Annotated in this window: 22 protein-coding genes and 1 tRNA gene; 13 read left to right on the forward strand and 10 right to left on the reverse strand. The window is 70.3% G+C overall.

Features of this window, described 5'->3' with window-relative positions; genetic code table 11:
- The first annotated feature begins 15 nt into the window (after window positions 1-15).
- The 4 genes from ABT170_RS02400 to ABT170_RS02415 all read left to right on the forward strand — a co-directional run bounded on the left by ABT170_RS02400 (window position 16) and on the right by ABT170_RS02415 (window position 4,248).
- Window positions 16-627, forward strand: a complete 612-nt coding sequence (locus ABT170_RS02400) for a TetR/AcrR family transcriptional regulator (protein ID WP_351863510.1) — start codon at window positions 16-18, stop codon at window positions 625-627.
- A 21-nt stretch (window positions 628-648) separates the two neighbouring features.
- A complete protein-coding gene (locus ABT170_RS02405; RefSeq protein WP_351863512.1) occupies window positions 649-1,806 on the forward strand; it encodes an acetyl-CoA C-acetyltransferase in 1,158 nt (385 codons plus the stop codon).
- A 367-nt stretch (window positions 1,807-2,173) separates the two neighbouring features.
- Complete coding sequence (locus tag ABT170_RS02410; RefSeq protein ID WP_015607926.1) at window positions 2,174-2,377, forward strand: cold-shock protein; 204 nt, start codon at window positions 2,174-2,176, stop codon at window positions 2,375-2,377.
- Window positions 2,378-2,556: 179 nt separating this feature from the next.
- Window positions 2,557-4,248: a DEAD/DEAH box helicase gene (locus ABT170_RS02415; protein WP_329945745.1), complete on the forward strand. Its 1,692-nt coding sequence runs from the start codon at window positions 2,557-2,559 to the stop codon at window positions 4,246-4,248.
- Between the two features lie 80 nt (window positions 4,249-4,328).
- Here ABT170_RS02415 and ABT170_RS02420 read toward each other — a convergent pair whose 3' ends face one another.
- From ABT170_RS02420 to ABT170_RS02435, 4 genes are read right to left on the reverse strand one after another with little or no spacing between them, the layout of a single operon-like run.
- A complete protein-coding gene (locus ABT170_RS02420; protein ID WP_351863515.1) occupies window positions 4,329-5,369 on the reverse strand; it encodes an NAD(P)H-dependent flavin oxidoreductase in 1,041 nt (346 codons plus the stop codon).
- A complete protein-coding gene (locus ABT170_RS02425; protein ID WP_329945747.1) occupies window positions 5,369-6,121 on the reverse strand; it encodes a CoA-transferase subunit beta in 753 nt (250 codons plus the stop codon). Before ABT170_RS02425 ends, ABT170_RS02420 begins: the two co-directional genes overlap by 1 nt.
- Complete coding sequence (locus ABT170_RS02430) at window positions 6,118-6,972, reverse strand: CoA transferase subunit A (RefSeq protein WP_329945765.1); 855 nt, start codon at window positions 6,970-6,972, stop codon at window positions 6,118-6,120. The genes ABT170_RS02425 and ABT170_RS02430 overlap by 4 nt, the downstream gene beginning before the upstream one ends.
- A gap of 11 nt (window positions 6,973-6,983) precedes the next feature.
- The gene (locus tag ABT170_RS02435; RefSeq protein ID WP_329945748.1) at window positions 6,984-7,733 is read right to left on the reverse strand and encodes an enoyl-CoA hydratase family protein; all 750 of its coding nucleotides are present in this window, start codon (window positions 7,731-7,733) and stop codon (window positions 6,984-6,986) included.
- Window positions 7,734-7,817: 84 nt separating this feature from the next.
- On the opposite strand from ABT170_RS02435, the gene ABT170_RS02440 reads away from it, so the two are divergent.
- The gene (locus ABT170_RS02440; protein ID WP_351863518.1) at window positions 7,818-8,810 is read left to right on the forward strand and encodes an SDR family oxidoreductase; all 993 of its coding nucleotides are present in this window, start codon (window positions 7,818-7,820) and stop codon (window positions 8,808-8,810) included.
- Window positions 8,811-9,011: 201 nt separating this feature from the next.
- Here ABT170_RS02440 and ABT170_RS02445 read toward each other — a convergent pair whose 3' ends face one another.
- Together ABT170_RS02445 and ABT170_RS02450 are read right to left on the reverse strand one after the other, a co-directional pair.
- On the reverse strand, window positions 9,012-9,761 hold the full coding sequence (locus ABT170_RS02445) for an ankyrin repeat domain-containing protein (RefSeq protein WP_351863520.1): 750 nt from the start codon (window positions 9,759-9,761) through the stop codon (window positions 9,012-9,014).
- A 49-nt stretch (window positions 9,762-9,810) separates the two neighbouring features.
- Window positions 9,811-10,707 carry a hypothetical protein gene (locus ABT170_RS02450; protein WP_329945751.1) on the reverse strand — a complete coding sequence of 299 codons (897 nt, stop codon included), beginning with the start codon at window positions 10,705-10,707 and terminating at the stop codon, window positions 9,811-9,813.
- A gap of 371 nt (window positions 10,708-11,078) precedes the next feature.
- Between ABT170_RS02450 and ABT170_RS02455 the strand changes: the two genes are divergently transcribed.
- On the forward strand, window positions 11,079-11,855 hold the full coding sequence (locus ABT170_RS02455; RefSeq protein ID WP_329945752.1) for a S1 family peptidase: 777 nt from the start codon (window positions 11,079-11,081) through the stop codon (window positions 11,853-11,855).
- A gap of 13 nt (window positions 11,856-11,868) precedes the next feature.
- Here the strand turns inward: ABT170_RS02455 and ABT170_RS02460 are convergent, their stop codons facing one another.
- Entirely contained in the window at window positions 11,869-13,740 is a 1,872-nt protein-coding gene (locus ABT170_RS02460) for a glycoside hydrolase family 35 protein (RefSeq protein WP_351863523.1), read from the reverse strand.
- Window positions 13,741-13,891: 151 nt separating this feature from the next.
- Between ABT170_RS02460 and ABT170_RS02465 the strand changes: the two genes are divergently transcribed.
- The 5 genes from ABT170_RS02465 (at window position 13,892) to ABT170_RS02485 (ending at window position 21,119) form a co-directional block, all read left to right on the forward strand.
- On the forward strand, window positions 13,892-14,770 hold the full coding sequence (locus ABT170_RS02465) for a helix-turn-helix domain-containing protein (RefSeq protein ID WP_329945754.1): 879 nt from the start codon (window positions 13,892-13,894) through the stop codon (window positions 14,768-14,770).
- Between the two features lie 54 nt (window positions 14,771-14,824).
- Window positions 14,825-15,205 (forward strand): chorismate mutase, encoded by a 381-nt coding sequence (locus ABT170_RS02470; RefSeq protein WP_329945755.1) that lies wholly within the window; start codon window positions 14,825-14,827, stop codon window positions 15,203-15,205.
- A 177-nt stretch (window positions 15,206-15,382) separates the two neighbouring features.
- Window positions 15,383-17,890 carry an aminopeptidase N gene (gene pepN / locus ABT170_RS02475; protein ID WP_351863525.1) on the forward strand — a complete coding sequence of 836 codons (2,508 nt, stop codon included), beginning with the start codon at window positions 15,383-15,385 and terminating at the stop codon, window positions 17,888-17,890.
- A 350-nt stretch (window positions 17,891-18,240) separates the two neighbouring features.
- The gene (locus ABT170_RS02480) at window positions 18,241-19,692 is read left to right on the forward strand and encodes a pyridoxal phosphate-dependent decarboxylase family protein (RefSeq protein WP_329945757.1); all 1,452 of its coding nucleotides are present in this window, start codon (window positions 18,241-18,243) and stop codon (window positions 19,690-19,692) included.
- Entirely contained in the window at window positions 19,689-21,119 is a 1,431-nt protein-coding gene (locus tag ABT170_RS02485; protein WP_329945758.1) for a lysine N(6)-hydroxylase/L-ornithine N(5)-oxygenase family protein, read from the forward strand. Before ABT170_RS02480 ends, ABT170_RS02485 begins: the two co-directional genes overlap by 4 nt.
- Window positions 21,120-21,223: 104 nt before the next feature.
- Here the strand turns inward: ABT170_RS02485 and ABT170_RS02490 are convergent, their stop codons facing one another.
- Window positions 21,224-23,050 (reverse strand): bifunctional metallophosphatase/5'-nucleotidase, encoded by a 1,827-nt coding sequence (locus tag ABT170_RS02490; protein WP_351863528.1) that lies wholly within the window; start codon window positions 23,048-23,050, stop codon window positions 21,224-21,226.
- A gap of 125 nt (window positions 23,051-23,175) precedes the next feature.
- Here ABT170_RS02490 and ABT170_RS02495 point away from each other — a divergent pair, with 125 nt between their 5' ends.
- Both ABT170_RS02495 and pyk read left to right on the forward strand, forming a co-directional pair.
- Window positions 23,176-23,889, forward strand: a complete 714-nt coding sequence (locus ABT170_RS02495; RefSeq protein WP_351863529.1) for an SIMPL domain-containing protein — start codon at window positions 23,176-23,178, stop codon at window positions 23,887-23,889.
- Between the two features lie 121 nt (window positions 23,890-24,010).
- Window positions 24,011-25,444 carry a pyruvate kinase gene (gene pyk, locus ABT170_RS02500; protein ID WP_351863531.1) on the forward strand — a complete coding sequence of 478 codons (1,434 nt, stop codon included), beginning with the start codon at window positions 24,011-24,013 and terminating at the stop codon, window positions 25,442-25,444.
- A gap of 6 nt (window positions 25,445-25,450) precedes the next feature.
- Here pyk and ABT170_RS02505 read toward each other — a convergent pair whose 3' ends face one another.
- Both ABT170_RS02505 and ABT170_RS02510 read right to left on the reverse strand, forming a co-directional pair.
- Window positions 25,451-26,239 (reverse strand): helix-turn-helix domain-containing protein, encoded by a 789-nt coding sequence (locus tag ABT170_RS02505; protein WP_351863533.1) that lies wholly within the window; start codon window positions 26,237-26,239, stop codon window positions 25,451-25,453.
- Between the two features lie 85 nt (window positions 26,240-26,324).
- Window positions 26,325-26,407 (reverse strand) — tRNA-Leu (locus ABT170_RS02510).
- Window positions 26,408-26,484 lie beyond the last annotated feature (77 nt).

Here is a 26,484-nt window from a genome sequence, read left to right on the forward strand (position 1 = left end):
GCGGACAATGGGCGGGTGCCTACCAAGAAGAAGCCCCAGGTGACCCCCTCGCCCGAGCGGCGCCGTGAACTGCTCGCCACCGCCGCAGAGGTCTTCGCCGCGCAGGGATACAACGCCACCACCGTCCGGAGGATCGCGGACGAGGCCGGGATGCTCGCGGGCAGCCTCTACTACCACTTCGATTCCAAGGAATCGATGGTCGACGAGATCCTCTCCACCTTCCTCGACGAACTCTGGGAGGGATACGACGCGGTGCTGGAGGCCGGTCTCGGCCCCAGGGAATCCATCGAGGCACTCGTCACCGAGTCCTTCCGGGAGATCGACCGGCACCGGGCCGCCGTCGCCATCTACCAGAAGGAGTCCAAGCACCTCGCCACCCAGCCCCGCTTCCAGTACCTCGTCGATTCGCAGCAGAAGTTCGAGAAGGCCTGGCTCGGCACGCTGGAACGCGGTGTCGCCGACAAGTCCTTCCGCGACGACCTCGACATCCGGCTCACCTACCGCTTCGTCCGCGACACCGTCTGGGTCGCCGCGTCCTGGTACCGGCCCGGCGGACAGCACAGCCCCGAGGAGATCGCCCGCCAGTACCTCTCGATGGTGCTCGACGGGATCGCCCTGCGTCACTGACCCACCCAAGGAGCAGCAGTCATGGCCGAGGCCTACATCGTCGAAGCGGTACGCACCCCCGTCGGCAGGCGCAAAGGGGGCCTCGGAGCCGTCCACCCCGCCGACCTCGGCGCCCATGTCCTCAAGGCCCTGGTCGCCCGCAGCGGCATCGATCCGGCGGCCGTCGAGGACGTCGTCTTCGGCTGCCTCGACACCGTGGGGCCCCAGGCCGGCGACATCGCCCGTACCTCCTGGCTCGCGGCCGGACTCCCCGAAGAGGTCCCCGGCGTCACCATCGACCGCCAGTGCGGATCCTCCCAGCAGGCCGTCCACTTCGCCGCCCAGGGCGTCCTGTCCGGCACCCAGGACCTGGTCGTCGCCGGCGGCACCCAGAGCATGACGCAGATCCCGATCGCGTTCGCCTCCCGGCAGGCCGCCGAACCCCTCGGCCTCACCCAGGGCCCCTACGCGGGCAGCGAGGGCTGGCGCGCCCGGTACGGCGACGCACCCGTCAACCAGTTCCACGGAGCCGAACTCATCGCCGCGAAGTGGGGCATCGGCCGCCGCGAGATGGAGGAGTTCGCCCTGCGCTCCCACCTGCGGGCGGTCCGCGCCATCGACGAGGGCCGCTTCGCCCGCGAGACCGTCGCCTACGGGGAGGTCGCCGTCGACGAGGGGCCGCGCCGCGACACCACCCTGGAGAAGATGGCCGCGCTCAGGCCCGTCGTGGACGGCGGCACCATCACCGCCGCCTGCTCCTCGCAGGTCTCCGACGCCGCCGCCGCCCTGCTGATCGCCTCCGAACGCGCCGTCGCCGAGCACGGCCTCACCCCGCGCGCCCGCATCCACCACCTCTCCGTGCGCGGCGAGGACCCGATCCGGATGCTGTCCGCCCCCATCCCGGCAACCGCCCACGCGCTGAAGAAGACCGGCCTCACCCTCGACGACATCGACCTCGTCGAGATCAACGAAGCCTTCGCTCCGGTCGTCCTGGCCTGGCTGAAGGAGACCGGCGCGGACCCGGAGAAGGTCAATGTCAACGGCGGGGCGATCGCCCTCGGGCACCCGCTCGGCGCGACCGGCGCCAAACTGATGACGACCCTTCTGCACGAACTGGAACGCACCGGCGGGCGCTACGGCCTCCAGACGATGTGCGAAGGCGGCGGCCAGGCGAACGTCACCATCATCGAACGGCTCTGACACCCGGTCCCGGAGCCAGGAGAAAACAGCCGGGGAACCTTGGGAGAACGGGCGTCCAACGCCCCGGGGGCAGCACGCGGACACACCCCGGACACCGCCCCGGAAACCACCCGGAAACGGCCCCGGACCCCTCCTGGTCAGCGACGTTCCCCGCCCGGCGGCCGGACGCGATCCACCGCCGGGCGACAGGACGTGCTACGGTGGTCCAGTTGCAGTTTTGGTACCCATGAACTTTATGTGCGCCTGACGGGAATGCTTCCTCAGGCGCTTTATTGTTTTCCGGCTTTCTCCGGGTGGGGCTCAATGCGGCGACTTGGAATTCGTAAAGTGCGAATTTCCGGCACTGCACCTCTTTTAGGAGATTGACATGGCTACTGGAACCGTGAAGTGGTTCAACTCGGAAAAGGGCTTCGGCTTCATCGAGCAGGACGGCGGCGGCGCCGACGTCTTCGCCCACTACTCCAACATCGCCACCCAGGGCTTCCGTGAGCTCCAGGAGGGCCAGAAGGTCTCCTTCGACGTCACGCAGGGCCAGAAGGGCCCGCAGGCGGAGAACATCGTCCCGGCCTAATTGCCGGACGCGTACCTCGCAACCGGGGCCCGCACCGTGAAGGTGCGGGCCCCGGTTTGTGCTGTCCGGGGGACACCCTGCCATGTGCTGCATCCTGGGGCGCACATCGAGCAGTCCGCCAGTCAGTCCCTCAGCATTCCCGCAGTAACCCCAGGAATCCCCCAGGAGGGCAATTCCGTATGACCCGCTTCGAACGCCAGGACCGACCGGCCCGCACCCGACCGACCAGGGGACGAGGCCCGGCCCCGGCACAGACGAACGCCAAGGGCTCCGGTTCCGGCCGCGGCTCCGGCAAGGCACCCGCCCGCCGCCGCGCCACCCCGCCCCAGGGCGAGTTCGCCCTGCCGGAGACCATGACCCCCGCGCTGCCCGCGGTCGAGGCGTTCGCCGAGCTGGACATGCCGGCGGCGCTGCTGAAGACCCTCACCGCACAGGGCGTCACCGAGCCCTTCCCCATCCAGGGCGCCACCCTGCCGAACTCGCTGGCCGGCCGGGACATCCTCGGCCGCGGACGCACCGGCTCCGGCAAGACGCTCGCCTTCGGCCTGGCCCTGCTCGCCCGCACCGCCGGACGCCGCTCCGAGCCCCGCGCGCCGCTGGCACTCGTCCTCGTCCCGACCCGCGAACTCGCCCAGCAGGTCACCGACGCCCTCACCCCGTACGCGACCTCCGTGAACCTGCGGCTCGCCACCGTCGTCGGCGGCATGTCGATCAGCAAGCAGTCCGGCACACTGCGCCGGGGCGCCGAGGTCCTCGTCGCCACGCCCGGCCGGCTCAAGGACCTCATCGAGCGCGGCGACTGCCGCCTCGACCAGGTCGCCATCACCGTCCTCGACGAGGCCGACCAGATGGCCGACATGGGCTTCATGCCGCAGGTCGTCGCGCTGCTCAAGCAGGTCGAGCCGGACGGACAGCGGATGCTGTTCTCCGCGACCCTCGACAAGAACATCGACCGGCTGGTCAAGATGTTCCTCACCGACCCGGTCGTGCACTCCGTCGACCCGTCCGCCGGCGCGGTCACCACCATGGAGCACCATGTGCTCCACGTCGCCGACGAGACGGACAAGAAGGCCGTCGCCACGAGGATCGCCGCCCGCGAGGGCCGGGTGATCATGTTCGTCGACACCAAGCGCGCCGCCGACCGCTTCGCCAAGCGGCTGCTCGCCAGCGGTGTCCGGGCAGCCGCACTGCACGGCGGCCGGTCCCAGCCGCAGCGCAACAGGACCCTGGACCAGTTCAAGAACGGCCAGGTCACCGCGCTCGTCGCGACCAATGTGGCGGCCCGCGGCATCCACGTCGACGACCTCGACCTCGTCGTCAACGTGGACCCGCCCACCGACCACAAGGACTACCTCCACCGCGGCGGGCGCACGGCGCGCGCCGGGGAGTCCGGCAGCGTCGTGACGCTGGTGCTGCCCGAGGAGAAGCGGGAGATGACCCGGCTGATGCAGGACGCGGGCATCGCCCCGCGCACCACCCGCATCAAGTCGAGCGACGAGGAACTCAGCCGGATCACCGGTGCGCGCGAGCCGTCCGGTGTCGCGGTCGTCGTCGAGGTCCCCCAGCCCACCCAGCCCAAGCCGCGCACGCGGACGGGCGGGGCGGCGGGCGCGGGCACCGGCGGCGGCTTCCGCTCGGGCAGCCGGGGCCGCGGTCGCCGCGGTGGCGGCGCCGGAGGCACACAGGGCGCGGGAGGCGGCGGCGAGTCCCGCGGCGCCGCGACCGGTTCCGTACGCGGCGGTGGCGGCAACGGCAACGGTGGCGCACGTTCGGGCGGCGAGTCCCGTGGCGCCGGAACCGGCCGTACCGGAGCCGGCCGTAGCGGTTCGGGCCGCGGCGGAGCCCCCGCGCGTGGCCGCCGGGCCGCCTGACCGGCAGCCGGCACCTGTACGGGGCGGGGCGGGGCGCGGACCTTCGGGACTGCCGCCCGGCCCCGCCCCTCTCCGCACCCCTACGGCAGCGCCGCGCGGGCCTCCCGGGCCTCGCCCATGATCCGTTCCACCAGTTCCGCCACGCTCGGCAGGTCCTCGATCAGGCCCGCCACCTGGCCCGAGGCCATGATCCCGAGGTCCGTACGGCCGTCCACCATGGACGCCTTCAGCAGCATCGGCGTGTTCGCGGCCAGCAGCATCTGGCTCCAGGTCAGATCCTTCCCGTGCTTCGCCGCCAGCCCCTCGCGCAGCATCCGGGGCCAGCTCAGTCCGGAGATCCGCCGGAAACCCGACGCCCTGCGCACCGCCTGCGCCAGCGCCCGTACCCGCCCCGCCCGCTCCAGGGCGGCCACCATGTCCGTACGCAGCATCCGGTGCGGGAGCCCGTCCACCGCCGTGGTGACCGTGATGTCCCTGACACCCGCGGCCACATAACGCGCCTTCACCGCGTCCGGGACGGTCGAGTCCGACGTCAGCAGGAACCGGGTCCCCATCGCGATGCCCGCCGCCCCGTACGCCAGCGCCGCGACCAGCCCCCGGCCGTCGTGGAAGCCGCCCGCCGCGACCACCGGGATGTCCACCGCGTCGACGACCTGGGGCAGGAGGACCGTCGTCGCCACCTCCCCGGTGTGCCCGCCGCCCTCGCCCCCCTGCACGATCACCGCGTCCGCACCCCACGCCGCGACCTTCTCCGCATGGCGCCGGGCCCCGATCGACGGGACGACCACCACCCCCGCGTCCTTCAGCTCGGCGATCAGCTCCCTCGACGGGGCCAGCGCGAACGACGCCACCCGGACCCCCTCGTCGATGATGATCCGGACCCGCTCCCGGGCATCCCCCGCGTCCGCCCGCAGATTCACGCCGAACGGCGCGTCGGTACGCGACCTGACCTCCCGGACCGCCGCGCGCAGCTGGTCCGTCGTCATCGTCGCGGAGGCCAGGATCCCGAGAGCGCCCGCCCGCGCGGTGGCGGTGACCAGCCGGGGACCGGCGACCCAGCCCATCCCGGTCTGCACGATCGGATACCGGACGCCGACGAGTTCGGTGAGGGCCGTACGCATCAGGACCGCACCTCGCGCTCACGGGCGCCCGCGGGGTCGATGACCTCACGGATCAGACGGAGCTCCCCGGCGGTCGGCTCACGGGTGGGGGGGACGTCGTCCGCGACCGTCAGCGCGAAACCGGTGGCCTCGCGGACCTGCCCGACGGTGACACCCGGGTGCAGCGAGGCGAGCCGCATGGAACGGTCCGGGGTCGCGAAGTCGAAGACCCCGAGATCACTGACGACCCGCGGGATGCGGTGGAAGCGCGTCGCGGACGGACCCGCCGCCGCGGCCCGGTCGTACCCCACTCCGCAGACCATGTCGACCCGCTCGACGAACACCCGGAGCGAATGCCGAGGAACCCAGTAACTGACCGGATTGTTCAGGGTGTTGACCGGTGCGCCGCGTACGCCCAGCAACTGGCGGGCCGGCCGCTCCCAGTCGCCCACGCAGGAGATGTTCTGGTTGCCGAAACGGTCGATCTGGCTCGCGCCCATCATCACGTGCCGCTTGCCGCCGGTGACCATGGCCAGATGCTGACGGTAGGGCAGCCAGCCCTCCGGAGTGCCGTCCAGCCCGACGATCAACGCCTCGCCGTCGGTGAGCAGCAGATCGGGGGAGAAGGTGCGCTTGGCGAGACGGGCACCCAGGGACGGGATCAGGCCCATCGGACTGGCGAGCACCTCACCGTCGCCGCGCCATGCCTCGGCGCACGCGATCACGCAGTACTCGGCCCGGGTGACGGTCCCCGCAGCGGCTTCGGTGCTCACATCTGCTCCTCGTGCCAGGTCCGGACGGCGCTCTGGTAGCTCTTCTCGTCGCCCCGCGCGGGCAGGAAGCGTTCGCTGAACGCGGCCCAGGCCCCGGGGTCGGCGGCGGCCGCGGCGTACGCCTTCTGGAACGCCTCGTCGCGGGGGTGGTCGGGCACGCAGGAGGTGAAGTGCGCCCCGTTCGGCGTCTCGACGACGCCGGTGACGGAGTGCCGCTTGACCAGGAGGGTCTGCGGAGCGGCCCCCTCGGTCAGCTCGGCGGTCGCGACGAGCCGTTCGCAGGAGAGGTACGCGGTGTCGGCGGCCTCGCAGAACAGGTCGTCGAAGTACGGATCGGGGCCCAGGTACTGGCCGTTGCCGAGCCGGTCGGCCCGGTTGACGTGGACCAGGGCCGCGTCCATCCGCAGGGCCGGCATCGCGACGAACTCCTCGCCGTCCTCGTACGGTGAAGTCACCGTACGCAGACCGGGGTTGACCCGCATCACATCGGATCCCAGCCCCGCCCGCACCGGCAGGAACGGCAGCCGGTTCGCGGCGGCGTGCAGACCCCACATGAACATCGCCTCGTCGATCTCCCGCAGTTCGAAGGCCCCCTGCTGCCGGGCCGCGCGGAAGTGCGGTTCGAGAGGGACCGAGTCGAGTGTGACGAACGCGGCGACCAGGGTGCGGATCCGGCCCGCGGCGGCCAGCAGGCCGACATCGGGGCCGCCGTAGGAGATCACGGTGAGATCGGTGACCGGGGACCGGAGCAGGGCGCGTACGAGCGCCATCGGCTTGCGGCGCGACCCCCAGCCCCCGATGCCGATCGTCATCCCGCTGCGGAGCCGGGCGACGACATCCTCGGGTGTCATCGTCTTGTCGGTCACGTTCGTGCCTCCTTGCCGAAGGTGTCGCGGACACGGCCGGCGCTGCCGCTGAGTCCGGCCTCGAAGGTGAAGCCCTGCTCGAAGCGGTAGCTGCGGCGCACGTCCACGGGATCGATGCCGTTGATGGCCGCCTTGGCGAGCCGCAGGAGATGCCCGTCCTTGCGGGCGATCTCCCCGGCCAGCTCCAGCGCCGCCGCGGCCAGTGCGTCGCGCGGGACGACCCGCCAGACCGAGCCGTGGGCGTGCAGTTCGGCCGCCGTGACGGTGCGTGAGGTGTAGTACAGCGTCCGCATCAGATGCTGGGGAACCAGCCGCGCGAGATGGGTGGCCGCACCCAGCGCGCCGCGGTCCAGCTCCGGCAGCCCGAAGGTGGCGTCCTCGCTCGCCACGATCGCGTCGGCGTTGCCGACGAGCCCGATGCCGCCGCCGAGGCAGAAGCCGTGCACCGCGGCGACGACCGGCACCTCGCACTCGTACACCGCCGCGAACGCCTCGAAGCAGCCGCGGTTGGCGCCGATCAGGGCGTCCTGACCGGGGTCGCGCTGGATCTCCTTGATGTCGACACCCGCGTTGAAGCCGCGCCCCGCCGCGGTCAGCACCACGCAGCGGACGCCGGGGTCGCGGCCGGCCGCGCGCAGTGCGTCGGCCAGGTCGTACCAGCCCCGCACCGGCAGGGCGTTGACGGGCGGGAAGTCGACGGTGACGGCGAGGACGCCCTCGGCGGGCCGTGAGGTGGAGACACCCATGAGCGGATCAGCTACCTTTCCACCAAACATTTGTTAGGTGGAAGGTAGCAGCCGGCCACCGCATCGCCAACCAGGGGAGCCGAGATGACCACCAGCAGTGCCGGACTCTGCGCGGGCCGCGTCGTCGCCGTGACGGGCGCCGGGCGGGGACTGGGCCGGGCCCACGCCCTGGCCTTCGCCGCCGAAGGGGCCAGGGTCGTCGTCAACGACCTCGGCGTCGGACTCGCGGGTGACGGGGGAACGCGCGACGGGGGAGCGCGCGAGGGAGGAGCGGAGAGCGGAGCCGACGGGGCGGCCGGGCGCGGGGGCGGCGCCGGACCCGCCAGGCAGGTCGTCGACGAGATCGTGGCGGCGGGCGGTGAGGCCGTCGCCCACCGGGGCGACATCGCCACGACCGAGGGCGCGTCCTCGCTGGTCACCACGGCACTGGAGGCGTTCGGCCGGCTCGACACCCTGGTCAACAACGCGGGCTTCCTGCGGGACCGGATGCTGGTCAACCTCGACGAGGACGACTGGGACGCGGTGCTGCGGGTCCACCTCAAGGGTCACTTCCTGCCCCTGAAACACGCGGCGGCCCACTGGCGGGCCGAGTCCAGGAACGGCCGCACCCCCGAGGCCCGGGTGATCAACACCAGCTCGGGCGCGGGGCTGCTCGGCAGTGTCGGACAGGGCAACTACGCCGCCGCGAAGGCCGGGATCCTCGGCCTCACCCTGGTCGCGGCCGAGGAGCTGGGACGGTACGGAGTCCAGGTCAACGCCCTTGCCCCGGCGGCCCGTACCCGGATGACCGAGCAGACCTTCGCCGCGACGATGGCGGCGCCTGAGCCGGGGGCCTTCGACGCGATGGCCCCCGAGAACGTGTCGCCGCTGGTGGTGTGGCTCGGCTCGGCCGCGAGCGCCGGGGTCACCGGACGCGTCTTCGAGGCCGAGGCGGGCCGGATCACCGTCATGGAGGGCTGGCGCCCGGGGCCCACCGCGGACCGGGGCGCACGCTGGTCCCCGGCCGAGGCGGGCGCCGCGGCCCGCCGCCTGCTGGCCGACGCGGAGCCGGCCAGGCCGGTCTACGGGGCACGATGAAGCCCGCGAATCCGGGGCGCCCGGTTCCGGCGGCGGAGCAGCCGGCGCCGACGGAAGAGCAGCCGTTGCCGGTGGCCGAGCGGTCGGCGTCGGCGGTGGCCGATCATCCGGAGCCTCTGGTTCCGTTGGTGGCCGATCATCCGGAGCCCCTGGTTCCGATGGCCGGACCCGGGGGCGTTCCCACGCCCGGCCCCGTACCCCTCACTTCGCGGCGTTCAGCAGCTCCGCGATCTCCTCGTGCCCCGTCTGGCAGTCCGCCCCGGCGAACGGCACCCCGTCGCGCAGCAGTTCCACCGTCAACGTCTCCTCGCCGTTCACGAGGTCACGGCGGGTCAGCGCGTCGAACCCGGAGCCGTGCGCCTCCTCCAGCCCCCGCAGCAACTGCCGCTCCACGTCCACGCCGAGCATCCGCCGTGCCTGGGTCAGCGCCCACTCCACTGCCCCCGCCCAGCTCCCCGCCCCATGGTCCAGCAGCGCCCGCACGGTCCGGACCGATCCGCGCCGGGCCGCGAGCACCAGCGGGGGTTCGCCCTCCGGGCCGGGCAGATGGGGGTCGGCGCCATGGGCGAGCAGCAGCTCCACGATCGGCGCGTGGCCGAGCCCGACCGCCCAGCGCAGCGCCGTGAACCCGAACTGCTCGGCCAGATCCGGCCGTGCCCCGGCGGACAGCAGGGCCGCCACCACCTCGGTGTGCCCGCCGCACGCGGCTCCGCACAGCGGCAGATCGCCCGCTTCGGGGCCGCTCGGCCGGTCCGGGTCGGCCCCGGCCGCGAGCAGGAGCCGTACCGCTCCCGGCAGGTCCTGCACCGACGCGAGATACAGCGCCGTCGTGCCGTCCGTGTCGCGGGAATCGGCCCCGGCCCCCGCGCGCAGCGCCCGTACGACGGCGTCCTCACTCACGTACAAGGCTTCGAACAGGCTCTGTTCGTCCCCGATAGGCTCTTCCGTCATGCTTCGACCCTACGGTGGCCGCGACGGCCCCCGGGCCACGGCGTCCGCCTCAGGTGTCGCACTCCAGGACCGTGCGGCACAGCCCGCACCTGGCCCGTACCCGGCCGCGGACCGGGACCCGGATGCGCTGGTGGCAGCCGGGGCAGGCGAAGGAGACCCGCAGGGCTTCGCCGCCGCCCCCCTCGAAGGCGTACGGGACACCGGGGTCCGCGGCCGTGCCCGGGTGGTCCGCGGCGTACCGCCGGTCCTTGGCGTAGCGCCTGCGGGCCGCCCACCCGGCCGCCGCCAGCGGAGGCTGCCGCAGATCGCGCAGGGCCAGCGCCCGTCCCCGGATGTAGGCGGAGTACGCCTGCGGGCTGGTGAACCACGGTGAGGGGTCCTCGTCGAACGCCAGCGCCCGCTTGGCCAGGACGTACCCGAACTCCTCCGGGGTGAGGTAGCCGAGCTTCTGGCTGGACAGGGCGTCCTCGCGGAAGGCGTCGAGCAGCAGCCAGCCCGCACCGAGGTACGTCGTCACGGTGTCGGTGAGGATCTCGTTGTCGCGGGTGCCGGGCAGCTCCAGGCCGAGCCGGTGCAGCAGCACATGGGTGATCTCGTGCGAGAGCGCGGCCCCGATGTCCCTGCGATGCGTACGGAATCGGTCATTGAGTTCGATGAAGTACTCGGGTCCGGCGGCGAGTTCGACGCTTGCCGCGTGCTCCATCCGCCGGAAGCCGACGATCATGCGGGCCTCCGGGAGACGCAGATGCCGGACCAGTGCCCCCGCCACCCGCTGGGCACCCGGATACAGGTCGTCCAGGTCCGGGAAGGCGGCGTCGGAGGGCACCAGGCTGGTGGCGTAGGCGTGCACACCGTCGTACGAGAGGCGCCGGTACAGCGCGGTGATCGCGGACCTGACGGCGTCGAGGTGCGGAAACCCATGGACGACCGGACTGTCGTTCGCCACGTCAGAACCCCCATCCGTGACGTTCAACGGACCTCCACTGTATGCCGACCGCGTACGGGCGGACGGGGGTGTGCGGGGGCGCCGGGGGGACGGGCGGAGGCAGGGGCGGACGCGGGGACGGGCGGGGGAGGGACGCGTGCGTGGGCGGGCACATTGATGATCTTGGCCGGAAAGTGCGCCTTGTGGCCGCGGTTATCGGATCCCGATAATCGGATCACTCTTGTCGGGGTCATGCCGAAAATGTTGGATGGCGACCCTCCGGCCGGAGCACGCACCCCACAGCAGCACCCGTACGGCGATGTCCCACACCAACCGCCGTACGACCCTCACAGCAACCCCCCTCAGCACCCCCCACGAAAGAAGGCAGTCCGTTGAAGCAGCTTCTGCGCGCGCTGAAAAGATGTTCCGTCATAGCCGCCGTGGCCCTCGCGACCGTCAGCCTCCAGCCCTCCGGCGCCTCCGCCGCCCCCAACCCCGTCGTCGGCGGAACCCGGGCCGCCCAGGGCGAGTTCCCCTTCATGGTCCGGCTCTCCATGGGCTGCGGCGGCGCGCTCTACGCCAAGGACATCGTCCTCACCGCCGCCCACTGCGTGGACGGATCGGGCAACAACACCTCGATCACCGCCACCGCCGGAGTCGTCGACCTCCAGTCCTCCAGCGCCGTCAAGGTCAAGTCCACCAAGGTCCTCCAGGCCCCCGGCTACAACGGCAAGGGCAAGGACTGGGCGCTGATCAAGCTCGCCAAGCCGATCAACCAGCCGACGCTGAAGATCGCCACCAGCACCGCGTACAACCAGGGCGACTTCACCATCGCCGGCTGGGGTGCCGCCACCGAGGGCGGCGCCCAGCAGCGCTACCTGCTCAAGGCGAGCGTGCCCTACGTCTCCGACGCCGACTGCCAGGACGCGTACGGCAGCGACCTCGTCCCCGGTGAGGAACTGTGCGCCGGCCTCATCGACACCGGCGGCGTCGACACCTGCCAGGGCGACTCCGGCGGCCCGATGTTCCGCAAGGACAACGCCGGTGCCTGGATCCAGGTCGGCATCGTCAGCTGGGGCGAGGGCTGCGCACGCGCCGGCTACCCCGGCGTCTACACCGAGGTCTCGACCTTCGCCTCCGCCATCGCCTCCGCGGCCGCCACACTCTGACCCCGGTGCGTGATCACAGCTGATCCACCCCGGGGGTGCCCGTCCGGACGGGCACCCCCGGGCCCAGCTCCACGAACGGCCCGCCCGCACCCTCCAGCTCCAGCACCCACACCTCGTTGGTGCCCGCGCGGAGCACCGGGCCCGGCACATACAGCGTCTCCTGCGGACCCGCGGACCAGTACCGGCCCAGACAGAAGCCGTTCACCCAGACGAAGCCGCGCGTCCAGCCCGGCAGTTCCAGCCCGGCATGAGCGGCGTCGACCGCATCCGCGACCTCGAACGTCCCCCGGAACAGCCCGGTCGTACCGGTCGCTCCGGTCGCTCCGGTCGCTCCGGTCGTACCGGTCGTACCGGTCGTACCGGTCGGCTCCGCCGCGAACGGCACCGTCGTGAACGGCACCGCCGCCACCGCCTCCGCCGACTCGAAGGCGTCCAGCCGCAGCCCCCGGGCCCGCACCCCGTGCAGATACTGCCGCTCGTGCAGCACCCCGCCCGTGATGCCCTTCGGCTCACCCAGCCGCGGCCCGTAGTTGACCCGGCCCAGCGACTCCACCCACAGCTCGACCTCCGCGGGACCCGCCACCGGCTCGTCCAGCGTGCCCCGCTCCTCGGTCAGCACCCCCGCCCGCACCCCGTCCACGTACACCACCGCCCGGTCCCGGAGACCCGAGACCCCCAGCGCGTACGGCCGGCGCGGACCCGGAACACCGACCCGGTAACGGACCAGCCCACGATCCACCCCCAGCTCCTCGAACGTCGGCGCGGCACCCAGCTCCGCCGTCTCCGGATCACCCAGCGCCTCCAGCACGTCCCCCAGCGGCGCCCACTCCGTCAACGCCGCGCGCACCCGGCCCCGCAGCCCGGCCGGCTCCGGCGGCAGCTCCGGAAGCGGACCGTCCGCGTACTGCGCCAGCACCTTCCGGAACAGCCAGAACTTCTCCGTCGGCCGCCCGTACTCATCGACCGGCGCGTCGTAGTCGTACGACGTCACCGTCGGCTGAAGCTCCTGGTCCTGCAGCGGACCGGAACGATTGGCCCCCGCCCAGCCCGCGAAGTTCGTCCCACCGTGCGCCATGTAGATGTTGACCGACGCCCCGCACTCCAGGATCTCCCGCAGCGCGTCCGCCGCCCGCGCCGGATCCCGTACGACGGACCCCGCGCCCCAGTGCTCGAACCAGCCGCACCAGAACTCCATGCACATCAGCGGCCCCTTCGGCTGATGGCGGCGCAGCACCTCGAACCCCGCACGCGCCTGCGAACCGAAATTCGCCGTCGCCGGCAGACCGGGCACCGAGCCGCCCGTCAGCATGTGATCCTCCGGCCCGTCCGACGTGAACAGCGGCACCGTCACCCCGCACTGCCGCAGCAGCCCCGCCAGCCACTCCAGATACACCGAGTCGGTGCCGTAGCTCCCGTACTCGTTCTCCACCTGCACCATGATCACCGGGCCGCCCCGGGTGATCTGCCTTGCCACCACCTGCGGCAACAGCTCCCGGAACCACCGCTCCACCGCCGCAAGATAATCCGCGTCCCGGGTCCGCACCCGCCGGCCGAACCGCCCCGTCACCCAGACCGGCAGGCCACCGTTCTCCCACTCGGCACAGATGTACGGACCCGGCCGCACGATCGCCAGCAGCCCGGCCCGCTCCGCCGCGTCCAGGAACCGTCCCAGCGCCGCCACATCCCGGAACCGGCCCGGACGCGGCTCATGCAGATTCCACGGCACATACGTCTCGACACAGTTCAGCCCCATGGCCCGCAGCATCGCCAGCCGGTGGTCCCACTGCTCCTCATGCACCCGGAAGTAGTGCAGAGCCCCCGACAGCAGCCGTACGGGCTTCCCGTCGAGCCGGAAGTGGTCGTCCCCCACGGTGAAGTCAGCCATCGTGCTCGTACTCTCCTGTGCGCCGCGGGTCACCCCGGGTGAAATAGTGCGCCCAGCTTCACCCTCTGGCGCCGACCCGGTCCATGGACAAAGATCACTGCTGTTTGGACACAACGAGATGCACGACAGAGCCCGGGAGGAAGGCAGGCCGATGTACCACACCTGGATGCGCTTCTTCACTCCCAGCCCGCTCCACCACCGCCTGGGCCTCGTCTGCCTCGGGGTCGGCCTCCAGCACGGCGCCCTGCCCACCGTCGGCCCCCGCACCCTCGACCACCACGTCGCCGTGATCATCAACTCCGGCAGCGGCTGGTTCAGCGGCCCCGACGGCCGCCGCACACCCGTCACCGGCCCCAGCCTGATCTGGCTGACCCCCGGCACCCCCCACCACTACGGCGCCGACCCGGACACCGGCTGGGACGAGAGCTTCGTCGATTTCACCGGGCCCGCCACCGGCACCTACACCGAGCTGGGCTACATCGAACCCGACCGCCCCCTCGTCCCCCTCTCCGACACCGCCGGCCCACGCGCCGCCATCGGCCGCATGGTCCGCGCCGCCCGCAGGGGCAACCCGCTCCTCGAAGTCGAGACCGGCGCCGCCGTCCACGAACTCCTCGTCTCCCTGCGCCGCGCCCGCGCCGACATCGGACCCGACGGCGACCCCGTACTCCAGGCCCTGGCACGCGACGCGTTCCAGCCGCTCTCCGTCGCCGAACACGCGGCCCGCCACGGCATGACACCCGCCGAACTGCGCACCGCCGTACGACGCGGCGCGGGCTGCAGCCCCAAGGACTACCTGCTCGGCATCCGGCTGGGCCACGCCAAGGAACTCCTCGCGGCCACCGAACTGCCGGTCGCCGCCGTGGCCCGCCGCGTCGGCTACGACGACCCCGCCTACTTCTCCCGGCTCTTCGCCCGCCGCGTCGGCACCGCCCCCGTCCGCTTCCGCGAACAACAGGGCCGCAACGTCCCCGGCGGCTGGAGCGACCAGGTCCCCGACCCGGAGAATCCGCCCACGATCAGCACCTGAGACCCCAAGCCCTCGGACCGCTCCCCAGGTGGACAGCCTCTAAGCTCGACGACCATGACCAAGAGCAACATCGACGAGTCCGTACGCACGGAACTGAAGCGGCTGCGCGACAGCATCGACAACATCGACGCCGCTGTCATCCACATGCTCGCCGAACGCTTCAAGTGCACCCAGCAGGTCGGTCACCTCAAAGCCGAGCACAAGCTCCCGCCCGCCGACCCGGACCGCGAAGCCCGGCAGATCGCCCGCCTGCGACAGCTCGCGGAGAACGCCAGACTCGACCCGGCCTTCGCGGAAAAGCTGCTGAACTTCGTCGTGGCCGAAGTCATCCGCCACCACGAACGCATCGCGGACGCATCGGAACACGCGGCCACCGGGACAGCCCCGGCCCCCGGATGCGGAGCGGGCGGCAGCGCCGACAGGGCCGGCACCTGACCTGACCCCGCCCGACCGGGCCCCGCCACCGCCCGACCGGGCTCCGCCCCCGCCCGACCGGGCCCGCCACCGCCGGGCCCGGCCGGGCATGCTCCCACGGCTCTCCCGCAGCCCCACCCGTATCCCTGCCGGAGAACCCGCCTGCACGGCCCCGACCCCGTACGGCAGCATGGATCCATGTCCGTACTGACGCGCGACGAAGCGCAGACCCGAGCCCAGAACCTCGACGTACACCGGTACACGATCGATCTCGATCTCACCGCAGGCGAGGAGACCTTCGACTCCCGCACCGTCATCCACTTCACCGCCCACACGGCCGGAGACACCTTCGTAGAGGTCAAGCCCGCCACCCTGCGCTCGCTCAGCCTCGACGGACAACCCCTCGACCCCAGCCTCCTCACCGAGAACCGCTACCCCCTCACCGCCCTCACCGCGGGCCCCCACGAACTCCACGTCGACGCCGCCATGCACTACTCCCGCACCGGCGAAGGCATGCACCGCTTCACCGACCCCACCGACGGCGAGACATACGTCTACACCCAGCTCTTCATGGAAGACGTCCAACGCGTCTTCGCCGCGTTCGACCAGCCCGACCTCAAGTCCGTCTTCCAGATCAACGTCACCGCCCCCACCACCTGGACCGTCCTCGGCAACGGCATCGCCGAGCGCACGGGCCAAGGCCACTGGACCATCGCCCCCACCCCCCTCATCTCCACCTACCTCGTCGCCGTCGCGGCGGGCCCCTGGCACTCCATCACCACCGAACACGCCGGACTGCCCTTCGGCATCCACTGCCGCCGCTCCCTGGCCGAACACCTCGACACCGACGCCGACGAGATCCTCGACATCACCCGCGCCTGCTACGACCGGTACCACGAGAAGTTCGACGAGCCCTACCCCTTCGACTCCTACGACCAGGCCTTCGTCCCCGAATTCAACGCGGGCGCCATGGAGAACCCCGGCCTCGTCACCTTCCGCGACGAATTCATCTACCGCTCCGCCGTCACCGACACCGAACGCCAGACCCGCGCCATGATCATCGCCCACGAGATGGCCCACATGTGGTTCGGCGACCTCGTCACCCTCTCCTGGTGGGACGACATCTGGCTCAACGAGTCCTTCGCCGAATACATGGGCTACCAGACCCTCACCGAAGCCACCCGCTTCACCGACACCTGGGTCGACTTCGGCGTCGCACGCAAGGGCTGGGGATACGACGCCGACCAGCGCCCCTCCACCCACCCCGTCGCCCCCGACCCCGACGCCGTCCCCGACACAGCCTCCGCACTCCTCAACTTCGACGGCATCAGCTACGCCAAGGGCGCCTCCGCACTCCGCCAACTCGTCGCCTGGCTCGGCGAGAAGGACTTCCTCGCCGGCATCAACACCCACTTCGCCCGGCACAAGTTCGCCAACGCCACCCTCGCCGACTTCATCGACAACCTCGCCTCCGCCACCGACCGAGACGTCCACGCCTGGGCCGCACAATGGCTGCGCACCACCGGCGCCGACACCCTCACCGCCGACGTGACCGAGACCGACAACACCTGGTCCCTCACCGTCGACCGCGACGGCAGCCGCCCCCACCGCATCACCGTCGGCACCTACGACCGCACCCTCGACACCCGCGGCGGCCCCGGCCACCTCACCCCGCGCGACCGCTTCGAACTCGACATCCCCACCGACCCCGCCGCCACCACCATCTTCCCCGGCAGCCGCCCCGACCTCGTCGTCCTCAACGACGGCGACCTCACCTACGCCAAGATCCGCCTCGACAGCGCCTCCTGGGACGCCGCCCTCACCGGCCTCTCCGGCATCCCCGACGCCCTCACCCGCGCCGTCATCTGGAACACCGCCCGCGACATGGTCCGCGACGGCGACCTCGACCCCACCACCTACCTCACCACCGCCCGCACCCACCTCCCCCACGAAACCGACCTCGCCCTCGTCCAGGGCGTCCTCGGCTTCGCCGCCACCCACATCGCCCCCTGCTACCTCACCCCCACCGACCGGCCGGCCGCCCTCGCCACCCTCACCGCCCTCTGCCGCGACCTCATCCGCCGCACCGAGGACGGCACCGACCCCGGCCTCCGCCTCATCGCCGTACGCCACTTCATCGACGCCGCCACCCAGCCCGACACCATCCAGGACTGGCTCACCGGAGGCACCGTCCACGGCGGCCCCGAACTCGACCCCGAACTCCGCTGGCGCATCCTCACCCGCCTCGCCGTCCTCGGCGCCACCGACGAAGCCACCATCGCCGCCGAACTCGCCCAGGACCCCAGCGCCACCGGCCGGGAAGGCGCCGCCCGCTGCCGCGCCGCCCTGCCCACCCCCGAGACCAAAGCCGCCGCCTGGCACGCCCTGTTCACCGACGACACCCTGTCCAACTACCTCTTCACCGCCACCGCCCAGGGCTTCTGGCAGCCCGAACAGGCCGACCTCGTACAGGAATACGTCACCCGCTACTACCCCGAAGCGACCGCACTCGCCGCCCGCCGCGGACCCGTCATCGCCGAAGCCGTCGGACGCTACGCCTTCCCCGCGTACGCCATCGACACCCACAACCTCGACCTCGGCACCCGCGCCCTGGAGGACCAGGCCCTCATCCCCGCCCTCCGCCGCAAACTGACCGACCAGCTCGACGACCTGCGCCGGGCCCTCGCCGTACGCAACGCCCACTGACCACATCCGGCCGACCACGCACCACCCGCACCACCCGCACGACCGGCGTTCCCCGCACGACCGGCGCCACCCGTGCCACCCGCGTCACCCGTGCCCGGGATCCCTCAGCACCGAGGGGCCCCGGGCACACCCATGCCCGGACACCACCGGCACACCCGACCCCCACACCACCCACACGCACACCCATCCCAAAACCGCACACCCATACCACCTGAACCACCGGCAACGGGCCCACACCCATGGCCAGTACCCCTTTCGAGTTCAGATCGTTGGGCTCTTCGGCCGCGCCACCACAAATCCCGTACAAGCTGGCATGCCCACCCCCGCGTACCCGAAGGACCACCCCGCCCATGCCCACCCCACCGCTCGCCGGAGGCACCGCAGGCCCCGCCGCACTGCGCCCCCTCCTCGACACCGTCCTCACCGCCCTCCACGACGGCGCCACCCGCAGAAACGGTCCCCTCCCCGCAGGCGGACCCGACACCGTCACCCCCCGAACCCGCACCGCCACCCACCCCCTCATCCCCGACCACGGCACCGGCCCCCACCACGCACTGCGCACCCTCGTCACCGCCCTCACCGAAGGCGCCGCAGACCCCGCACACCCCCACTGCGCCGCCCACCTCCACACCCCACCCCTCGCACTCGCCGCAGCCGCCGACCTCGCCGCCAGCGCCCTCAACCCCTCCATGGACTCCTGGGACCAGGCCCCCGCCGCCTCCGCCCTCGAAGCCGACCTCACCACCGCACTCGCCAACGAGATCTACCCCCACACCGGCTCACCCGACGCCGTCATCACCACCGGCGGCACCGAAGCCAACCAACTCGCACTCCTCCTCGCCCGCGAACGCCACGGCCCCGTCCAGACCATCTGCGCCGCCAACGCCCACCACAGCATCACCCGCGCCACCTGGCTCCTCGGCCTCCCCGAACCCGTCATCATCCCCGCCCCCACCGGCGTCATGGACCTCGCCGCCCTCGACACCGCCCTCACCCAACTCCACCGCCCCCTCCTCGTCGTCGCCACCGCAGGCACCACCGACACCGGCGAAATCGACCCCCTCAACGACATCGCCGACCTCTGCGCCACCCACGACGCCGAACTCCACATCGACGCCGCATACGGCGGCCCACTCCTCTTCAGCCCCACCCACAAAAACCGCGTCAACGGCCTCGACCGCGCCCAAAGCGTCACCCTCGACCTGCACAAACTCGGCTGGCAACCCGCATCCGCAGGCATCCTCGCCGTCCCCGACCACCACCACCTCACCCCCCTCCACCACCACGCCCCCTACCTCAACGCCGACGACGACACCGAAGCCGGCCTCCCCGACCTCCTCGGCCGCTCCCTCCGCACCACCCGACGCCCCGACGCCCTCAAAATCGCCGTCACCCTCCAAGCCCTCGGCCGCACCGGACTCGCCGACCTCATCGACCGCACCCTCACCGCAGCCCACCAACTCGCCGACCTCATCACCAAAACCCCCACCCTCGACCTCTACGACCACCCCACCATCAGCACCGTCCTCTTCCGCCCCACCGACGCCGACGACCTCACCGTCGCCACCATCCGCCGCACCCTCCTCAACCGCGGCCACGCCGTCCTCGGCCGCGCCCACACCAGCGGCCGACTCTGGCTCAAAGCCACCCTCCTCAACCCCCACACCACCCCCGAAGACCTCCACGCACTCCTCGACCTCGTCAACAACGTCACCACCGACCTCACCCACCCCCACAACCCCACCCCCCACACGGTGACCAACCCCACGACCCCCCGCACAGAAGGCGACACCCCCCGATGACCGACCGGCCCGCCCTCGACCCCGACCAGCCGCACGACCTCGTCGGCGTCGGCATCGGCCCCTTCAACCTCTCCCTCGCCGCCCTCGCCCACGGCATCCCCACCGCCCCCGGAAACCCCCGCCCCCTCGCCGCGACCTTCTACGAACAACGCCGCGCCTTCCACTGGCACCCCGGACTCCTCCTCGACGGCGCCAGCCTCCAAGTCCCCTTCCTCGCCGACCTCGTCACCCTCGCCGACCCCGCGAGCCCCTGGACCTTCCTCAACTACCTACGCACCCGCGACCGGCTCTTCCCCTTCTACTTCGCCGAGCGCTTCCACATCCAACGCGCCGAATACGACGCCTACTGCCGCTGGGTCAGCGAACAACTCCCCGGACTCCACTTCAGCCACCAGGTCGACGCCGTCCGCTGGAACCCCGACCGCGCCCTCTTCGAAGTCGACTTCACCCAACTCGACACCGAAGGCGAAGCCGAAGCACTCGGCCGCGCCTACACCCGCCACATCGCCCTCGGCATCGGCACCGAACCCTTCGTCCCCGAACCCCTCAAACCCCTCGCCGAAGCCGAATCCGTCCCCGTCATCCACTCCGCCGAATACCTCCAGCACCGCGAACAACTACTCAAAGCCGAACACATCACCGTCATCGGCTCAGGACAATCAGGCGCCGAAATCTTCCTCGACCTCCTCCGCGCCCGCCCCACCGGAGCCGAAAAGATCCACTGGCTCGCCCGCACCGAAGCCTTCGCCCCCATGGAGTACTCCAAACTCGGCCTCGAACACTTCACCCCCGACTACAGCCGCTACTTCCACGCACTCCCCGAATCAGCCCGCGACGAACTCGTCCCCCGCCAATGGCAGCTCCACAAAGGCATCGACGCCGACACCATCGCCGCCATCCACGACGAGCTCTACCGCCGCACCCTCCACGGCGGCTGGCCCGACGCCACCCTCACCCCCGGAGTCTCCGTACGCACCGCAGGCCGCGTCGCCACCACCCGCGTCGAACTCCACCTCGAACACACCCAGCAAGCCACCCGCACCCGCCTCACCACCGACGCCGTCATCCTCGCCACCGGCTACCGCGAACGCCCCCTCGACGGCCTCCTCGACAGCCTCGGCCCCTACCTGCGCCGCGACGCCTCCCGCCGCCCCCGCATCGACGACCAGTACCGCCTGGTCCTCGACCCCACCGTGACCGGACACGTCTACGTACAGAACGCCGAACGCCACACCCACGGCGTCGGCGCCCCCGACCTCGGACTCGCCGCCTGGCGCAGCGCCACCATCCTCAACAACCTCACCGGCACCGACCCCTACCCCCTCCCACAACGCACCGCCTTCACCACCTTCGGCCTCACCCCCCAGCACAACCCCCGGATCCCCGCCCAGGGCCACGCACTCATCCCCCTCGCCCACGGCAACTGACCCCACCAGCACACACAAAAACGGCCGCCCCCGGCATCAACCGAGGGCGGCCGCCCCACACCCCAACCCGAACCCGGACCGGGAACCCCGACCCGGCCGCGGACCTAGAACACCGGCACACCGTCCCGCGTCAGCCGCCACCCCACCGACGCGAACGAAGCCGGATCCACCGACCCCTTCGCCTGCACCCAGCCGATGATTGTATTCCGTATCTCATCCGAATTCGCCCACAGCTGCTTCGCACCCGGCACATGCGGGAAGTTACCCCCACCACTCGCCCGATAATTATTCACCGCGAACACAAACTGCGCCGCCGGATCGATCGCCTTCCCCTCAAACGAAAGACCCACGATCCGAGAACCCACCGGCTTCGCGATATCGACGTCATACGTCACACCCGAAACCGCGTCATAATTATAATCCGGCGTGCCGTCCGCATTCGTCAGCTTCGACGTATCCACCGGAACACCGGCCGCCGTCCGCACATAATACTTCGCCGAATACTCCAGATAATCCTTCAGCTGCGCACCCGTCAGCAACCGCGCCTCAAGCGTGTTCTCGAACGGATACAGACCCGCCGCATCCCGAATCGTCACATCACCCGCAGGAATCGCCGCAGTCCGCGAGAAACACGACGCCTGCGACAACACCGGCAACGCCGCGTACTCACCACCCGCCAGAGCCGCCCGCACCGTCTCCGCCTGCACCACATTGATCAGATCGATGATCGGCTCGTCCTTCCACGCCGCCTCCGCCGTGGACATCGCCACCACCGACGTACCGATGACCTGATTCACATACGCCACCACCTTCCGGTGCTCGTCCCGCAACAGCGACGTCACCTTCCGGTCCTCCACCGCCGTGTTCGAGTTCAGCACCTGCGCCCCGGCCCTCTCGACCGACCAGCGCCCCTTCTCCCACACCAGATCGAAGTCGAACAGCGTCAGCCGCTGACCCCACTTCGCCGGCTCCGACAGAACAACCTGCCTACCCGTCTCCTTGTTCGTCACAAAATGCTCAGGAATCTCCAGATGCGCATGCCCCACCAGAATCGCATCGATCCCCGGCACCTGCTCCGCCACCAGACCCGCCGCATTCTCCACATGCGGCAACTGATCCCCGTACGACGACGTACCCGACGAACCCGAATGCGCCGAAACAATCACCACATCCGCACCCATCGACCGAAGCCTCGGCACCCACTTCGCCGCCTGCTCCTCAAGACCCGGGAACACCATCTTCCCGCCCACATTCACCTTGTCCCAGATCGCGATACCAGGATTCGTCAACCCCAGCACCGCCACCCGCACATCACGGCCGTGCGGAGTACGCAACCGCTTCATCACATACGGAGCGAACGCCGGACGCAACGTCCTCGCATCCAACGCATTCGCACCGAGCAACGGAAAATCACACTGCTCCTCGAACTTCCGCAGCACCGGAATACCGTAATTGAACTCATGATTCCCCAGCGCCGCCGCGTCGTACCCGATCGCGTTCATCGCCTGCGCCATCGGATGCACCGGACCGCGCCGCGCCGTGATCGGATCGATCTTCGCGTAGTAGTACGACAACTGGGTGCCCTGAATGGTGTCACCCGCATCGATCAGCAGCGTATTCCGGCGGCCCTTCTCCTTCCGGACCTGATCCACCAACGTCGAGATCTTCGCCAGACCCACATCATTGTGCGCCGGATCGTCGAACTCCTTGTCCGTGAAATAGTCCCAGTTGAAGACATTTCCATGCAGATCCGTCGTGCCCATCACCGTGAACGAGTACCGCTTCACCGGACGGCCATGACCATGACCGTGCCCGGAACGACCCTTCGCCTCCGCAGCCCCGGCAGCCCCCACGACAGCCCCGCCCGCCATCGCCACACCCGCACCGGCAACAGCCGAACGGCCCAGAAACGTCCTACGGTTCAACGGCATTCTTACTCCTCGTTCAGTCGGGCAACGCGCGTAGATTCTGGCCCAGCAACCACACCCCGCAACACCCCGCGCAGGTTTCGATCTGATGACCACCAGCCCCCACACCCCCATGCCACAGTGAACACATGACCGACCACACCGCACCCCGCCCCTACGGCACCCCCCAAACCCCCCGCCTCACCGTCCGCGGCGAAGCCCACCTCGAAGCCGACCCCGAAACCGCCCGCATCACCATCACCGTCACCGCCCGCGGCACCGACCGACGCACCGCCCTCGACGACCTCACCCGCCGCAACACCCAAGCCATCGACCTCATCAAGAGCTACGGCGACGCCGTCGAAAAACTCGAAACCGGCACCCTCTCCGTCAGCCCCGAACTCACCCGCCACGGCCGCGGCGAACGCATCCGCGCCTACCACGGACACGTACAACTCAGCGCCACTCTCACCGACTTCACCGCCCTCGGCGAACTCACCGCCCGCCTCGCCGACCACGAACTCACCCGCGTCGACGGCCCCTGGTGGGACCTGCGCCCCCACTCACCCGTCCACGCCGCCGCCCGCCGCCAAGCCGTCCACGAAGCCCTCCAACGCGCTCGCGAATACGCCGAAGCCCTCAACACCCGACTCGGCGCCCTCCTCGAACTCACCGACACCGACACCGGAACCGGCCGACGCGCCGCCCGCGCCGGCTTCGCCCACCACGCCGTCCCCTTCAGCGCCGCCGCATCCACCGAAATGGCCGACGCCGCCACCCCCATCGACCTCGAACCCGTACGCCAGAACGTCGACGCACACGTCGAAGCCTCCTTCACCCTCGACCCGCCCCCGCTCCACTGAAACGCTCATCGGAGCACCCCCGTGCACAATTCAACACTTGTCAATAACCCTTCATCCAAAGGTTGTTGAGGTGTCATACGGAGCCAAATACCTACCCGTAGGTAAGGTCTAGGCTCAAACCATGCGCCGAGCAAAAATCGTTTGTACCCTGGGCCCCGCAACCGACTCGTACGACCAGATCAAGGCACTCGTCGAAGCGGGAATGGACATCGCCCGCTTCAACCTCAGCCACGGCACCTACGCCGAACACGAAGAGCGCTACCACCGTGTACGCAAAGCATCCGAAGAGACCGGCCGCAGCGTAGGCATCCTCGCCGACCTTCAAGGCCCGAAGATCCGCCTCGGACGCTTCCGCGAAGGCCCCGTACTCCTTGAACGCGGCGACACCTTCACCATCACCGTCGAACCCCACGAAGGCGACCGCACCACCTGCGGCACCACCTACGACGGCCTCGCCGCCGACGTCACCACCGGCGAACGCATCCTCGTCGACGACGGCCGCGTCACCCTCGAAGTCACCGAGGTCGACGGCCCCCGCGTCCGCACCACCGTCATCGAAGGCGGCATGGTCTCCGACCACAAGGGACTCAACCTCCCCGGCGTCGCCGTCTCCGTCCCCGCACTCTCCGAAAAGGACATCGACGACCTCCGCTGGGCCCTGCGCATCGGCGCCGACATCATCGCCCTCTCCTTCGTACGCAGCGGACGCGACATCGACGACGTCCACCGCATCATGGAAGAGGAAGGCCGCCGCCTCCCCGTCATCGCCAAGGTCGAGAAACCCCAAGCCGTCGACAACATCGACGACATCGTCGCCGCCTTCGACGGCATCATGGTCGCCCGCGGCGACCTCGGCGTCGAAATGCCCCTGGAACAGGTCCCGATCGTCCAGAAGCGCGCCATCAAACTCGCCCGGCGCAACGCCAAGCCGGTCATCGTCGCCACACAGATGCTCGACTCGATGATCGACAACTCCCGCCCCACCCGCGCCGAGGCCTCCGACGTCGCCAACGCGATCATCGACGGCACGGACGCGGTGATGCTCTCCGGCGAGACCAGCGTCGGCAAGTTCCCCGTCGAGACCGTCCGCACGATGTCCCGCATCGTCGAAGCGGCCGAGGAGGACATCCTCGCCAAGGGCCTCCCGCCCCTCACCGAACGCAACAAGCCCCGCACCCAGGGCGGCGCCGTCGCCCGCGCGGCAGCCGAGATGGGCGACTTCCTCGGCGCGAAGTTCCTGGTGGCCTTCACCCAGAGCGGCGACACGGTCAAGCGCCTGTCCCGCTACCGCTCGCCCATCCCGCTGCTCGCCTTCACCCCCGACGAGGCCACCCGCGCCCAGCTGAACCTCACCTGGGGCGTCGAGACCTTCCTCGGCCCGCACGTGGACTCCACGGACGCGATGGTGGCCCAGGTCGACGAGGAACTCCTGCGGATCGGCCGCTGCCGGAAGGGCGACGTGGTCGTCATCACGGCCGGCTCCCCGCCCGGAGTCGCGGGATCCACGAACCTGGTCCGCGTGCACCACATCGGCGAGGACGACAGCCCGAAGTAGGGCAGCTCAGTATTTCGGCCCGACGTGAGCATCCATGAGCGCTACGGATGCCCGTCGGGCGACGGAGATGTTGTACGCCTTCCCGCCGCGCGTGCAGTGCTTCCACTCGACGCCGAGCTTGTCGAGAGTGTCGGTGTAGAGCTGACGGATGTCGTCGGAGACGTTGGTGAACCAATACCTCGCGTACTCGTACCGCTTCTGTTCGCCGCCGACCGTACGGGTCGTCCAGTTCATATTCCGGCATCCGTCGGAGTGGATCAGACCTCGGATGAAATCCCATGGGTGCGCGTCCACGATCTCCTGCTGCCAGAGTTCGAGGACGATGCGACGCTCATGCTTCCGGCCCGGGCCGTGCTGAGGGAACAGGCAGGGCAGGTGTTTGGAGTAGACCTTGATGTTGTGGCAACCCGTCTTGCGTACCCGGCATGTCGCGTTGTCCGGGAACACCCTGCGGATTGCCGCCTCGGCTTCGCTCTGGATGCCAGGCCAGGAGTCATCGAGAGTGATCATGAGGTTTGGTACCCGGTGCTCGGCGTACTGGCTTATGTGGCCATCACCCAGGTACAGGGCCAGGAGATACGAATAGGCGGATGCGTCGAGGGGGACACGGTCACACCGGTGGCACTGTGGTTTGTCTCCGCCTGGGCACTCACCTCGCTTGGACCGATCCATATGGAGCCAGTACGAGACGGTGCCGCGCGGCACATTGAGCTGCCGCGCCACTTCCGCACCCTTCGCGCCGGACCGGAGTAGGGAGAGTGCCCTCTGACGCACTTCGACGCCGTGGAAGTTCATGTCACTACCCTGCGTGATGAAGTGTCGCCGCAGGTAGCGAAAAGCGGATGTTCACGAGAACGTGAACATCCGCTTTTCTGATCCGTGCCGAGTGCGGGATTCGAACCCGCAAGCTCTTTCGAGCAGATGTGTTTGAGACATCCGTGTATACCCTTCCACCAACCCGGCAAGGGTGCTGTCAGGAGTGTACCGGGTGACTCGTGGCCCCTGCCGCTAGGTAGGCTGATTCGAAGCAGCATCTGCCC

It is taken from the genome of Streptomyces sp. NPDC001787, from assembly GCF_040297465.1.
GTDB lineage: Bacteria > Actinomycetota > Actinomycetes > Streptomycetales > Streptomycetaceae > Streptomyces.

What these genes read in the sequence shown, in the direction of transcription:
- ABT170_RS02505 (WP_351863533.1), bottom strand. Translation starts at nt 26,239, where the DNA reads ATGAACTTCCACGGCGTCGAAGTGCGTCAGAGGGCACTCTCCCTACTC.
- ABT170_RS02410 (WP_015607926.1), top strand. Translation starts at nt 2,174, where the DNA reads ATGGCTACTGGAACCGTGAAGTGGTTCAACTCGGAAAAGGGCTTCGGC.
- ABT170_RS02420 (WP_351863515.1), bottom strand. Translation starts at nt 5,369, where the DNA reads ATGCGTACGGCCCTCACCGAACTCGTCGGCGTCCGGTATCCGATCGTG.
- ABT170_RS02430 (WP_329945765.1), bottom strand. Translation starts at nt 6,972, where the DNA reads ATGACACCCGAGGATGTCGTCGCCCGGCTCCGCAGCGGGATGACGATC.
- ABT170_RS02465 (WP_329945754.1), top strand. Translation starts at nt 13,892, where the DNA reads ATGTACCACACCTGGATGCGCTTCTTCACTCCCAGCCCGCTCCACCAC.
- ABT170_RS02495 (WP_351863529.1), top strand. Translation starts at nt 23,176, where the DNA reads ATGACCGACCACACCGCACCCCGCCCCTACGGCACCCCCCAAACCCCC.
- ABT170_RS02480 (WP_329945757.1), top strand. Translation starts at nt 18,241, where the DNA reads ATGCCCACCCCACCGCTCGCCGGAGGCACCGCAGGCCCCGCCGCACTG.
- ABT170_RS02490 (WP_351863528.1), bottom strand. Translation starts at nt 23,050, where the DNA reads ATGCCGTTGAACCGTAGGACGTTTCTGGGCCGTTCGGCTGTTGCCGGT.
- ABT170_RS02405 (WP_351863512.1), top strand. Translation starts at nt 649, where the DNA reads ATGGCCGAGGCCTACATCGTCGAAGCGGTACGCACCCCCGTCGGCAGG.
- ABT170_RS02460 (WP_351863523.1), bottom strand. Translation starts at nt 13,740, where the DNA reads ATGGCTGACTTCACCGTGGGGGACGACCACTTCCGGCTCGACGGGAAG.
- pepN (WP_351863525.1), top strand. Translation starts at nt 15,383, where the DNA reads ATGTCCGTACTGACGCGCGACGAAGCGCAGACCCGAGCCCAGAACCTC.
- ABT170_RS02415 (WP_329945745.1), top strand. Translation starts at nt 2,557, where the DNA reads ATGACCCGCTTCGAACGCCAGGACCGACCGGCCCGCACCCGACCGACC.
- ABT170_RS02485 (WP_329945758.1), top strand. Translation starts at nt 19,689, where the DNA reads ATGACCGACCGGCCCGCCCTCGACCCCGACCAGCCGCACGACCTCGTC.
- ABT170_RS02440 (WP_351863518.1), top strand. Translation starts at nt 7,818, where the DNA reads ATGACCACCAGCAGTGCCGGACTCTGCGCGGGCCGCGTCGTCGCCGTG.
- pyk (WP_351863531.1), top strand. Translation starts at nt 24,011, where the DNA reads ATGCGCCGAGCAAAAATCGTTTGTACCCTGGGCCCCGCAACCGACTCG.
- ABT170_RS02445 (WP_351863520.1), bottom strand. Translation starts at nt 9,761, where the DNA reads ATGACGGAAGAGCCTATCGGGGACGAACAGAGCCTGTTCGAAGCCTTG.
- ABT170_RS02470 (WP_329945755.1), top strand. Translation starts at nt 14,825, where the DNA reads ATGACCAAGAGCAACATCGACGAGTCCGTACGCACGGAACTGAAGCGG.
- ABT170_RS02435 (WP_329945748.1), bottom strand. Translation starts at nt 7,733, where the DNA reads ATGGGTGTCTCCACCTCACGGCCCGCCGAGGGCGTCCTCGCCGTCACC.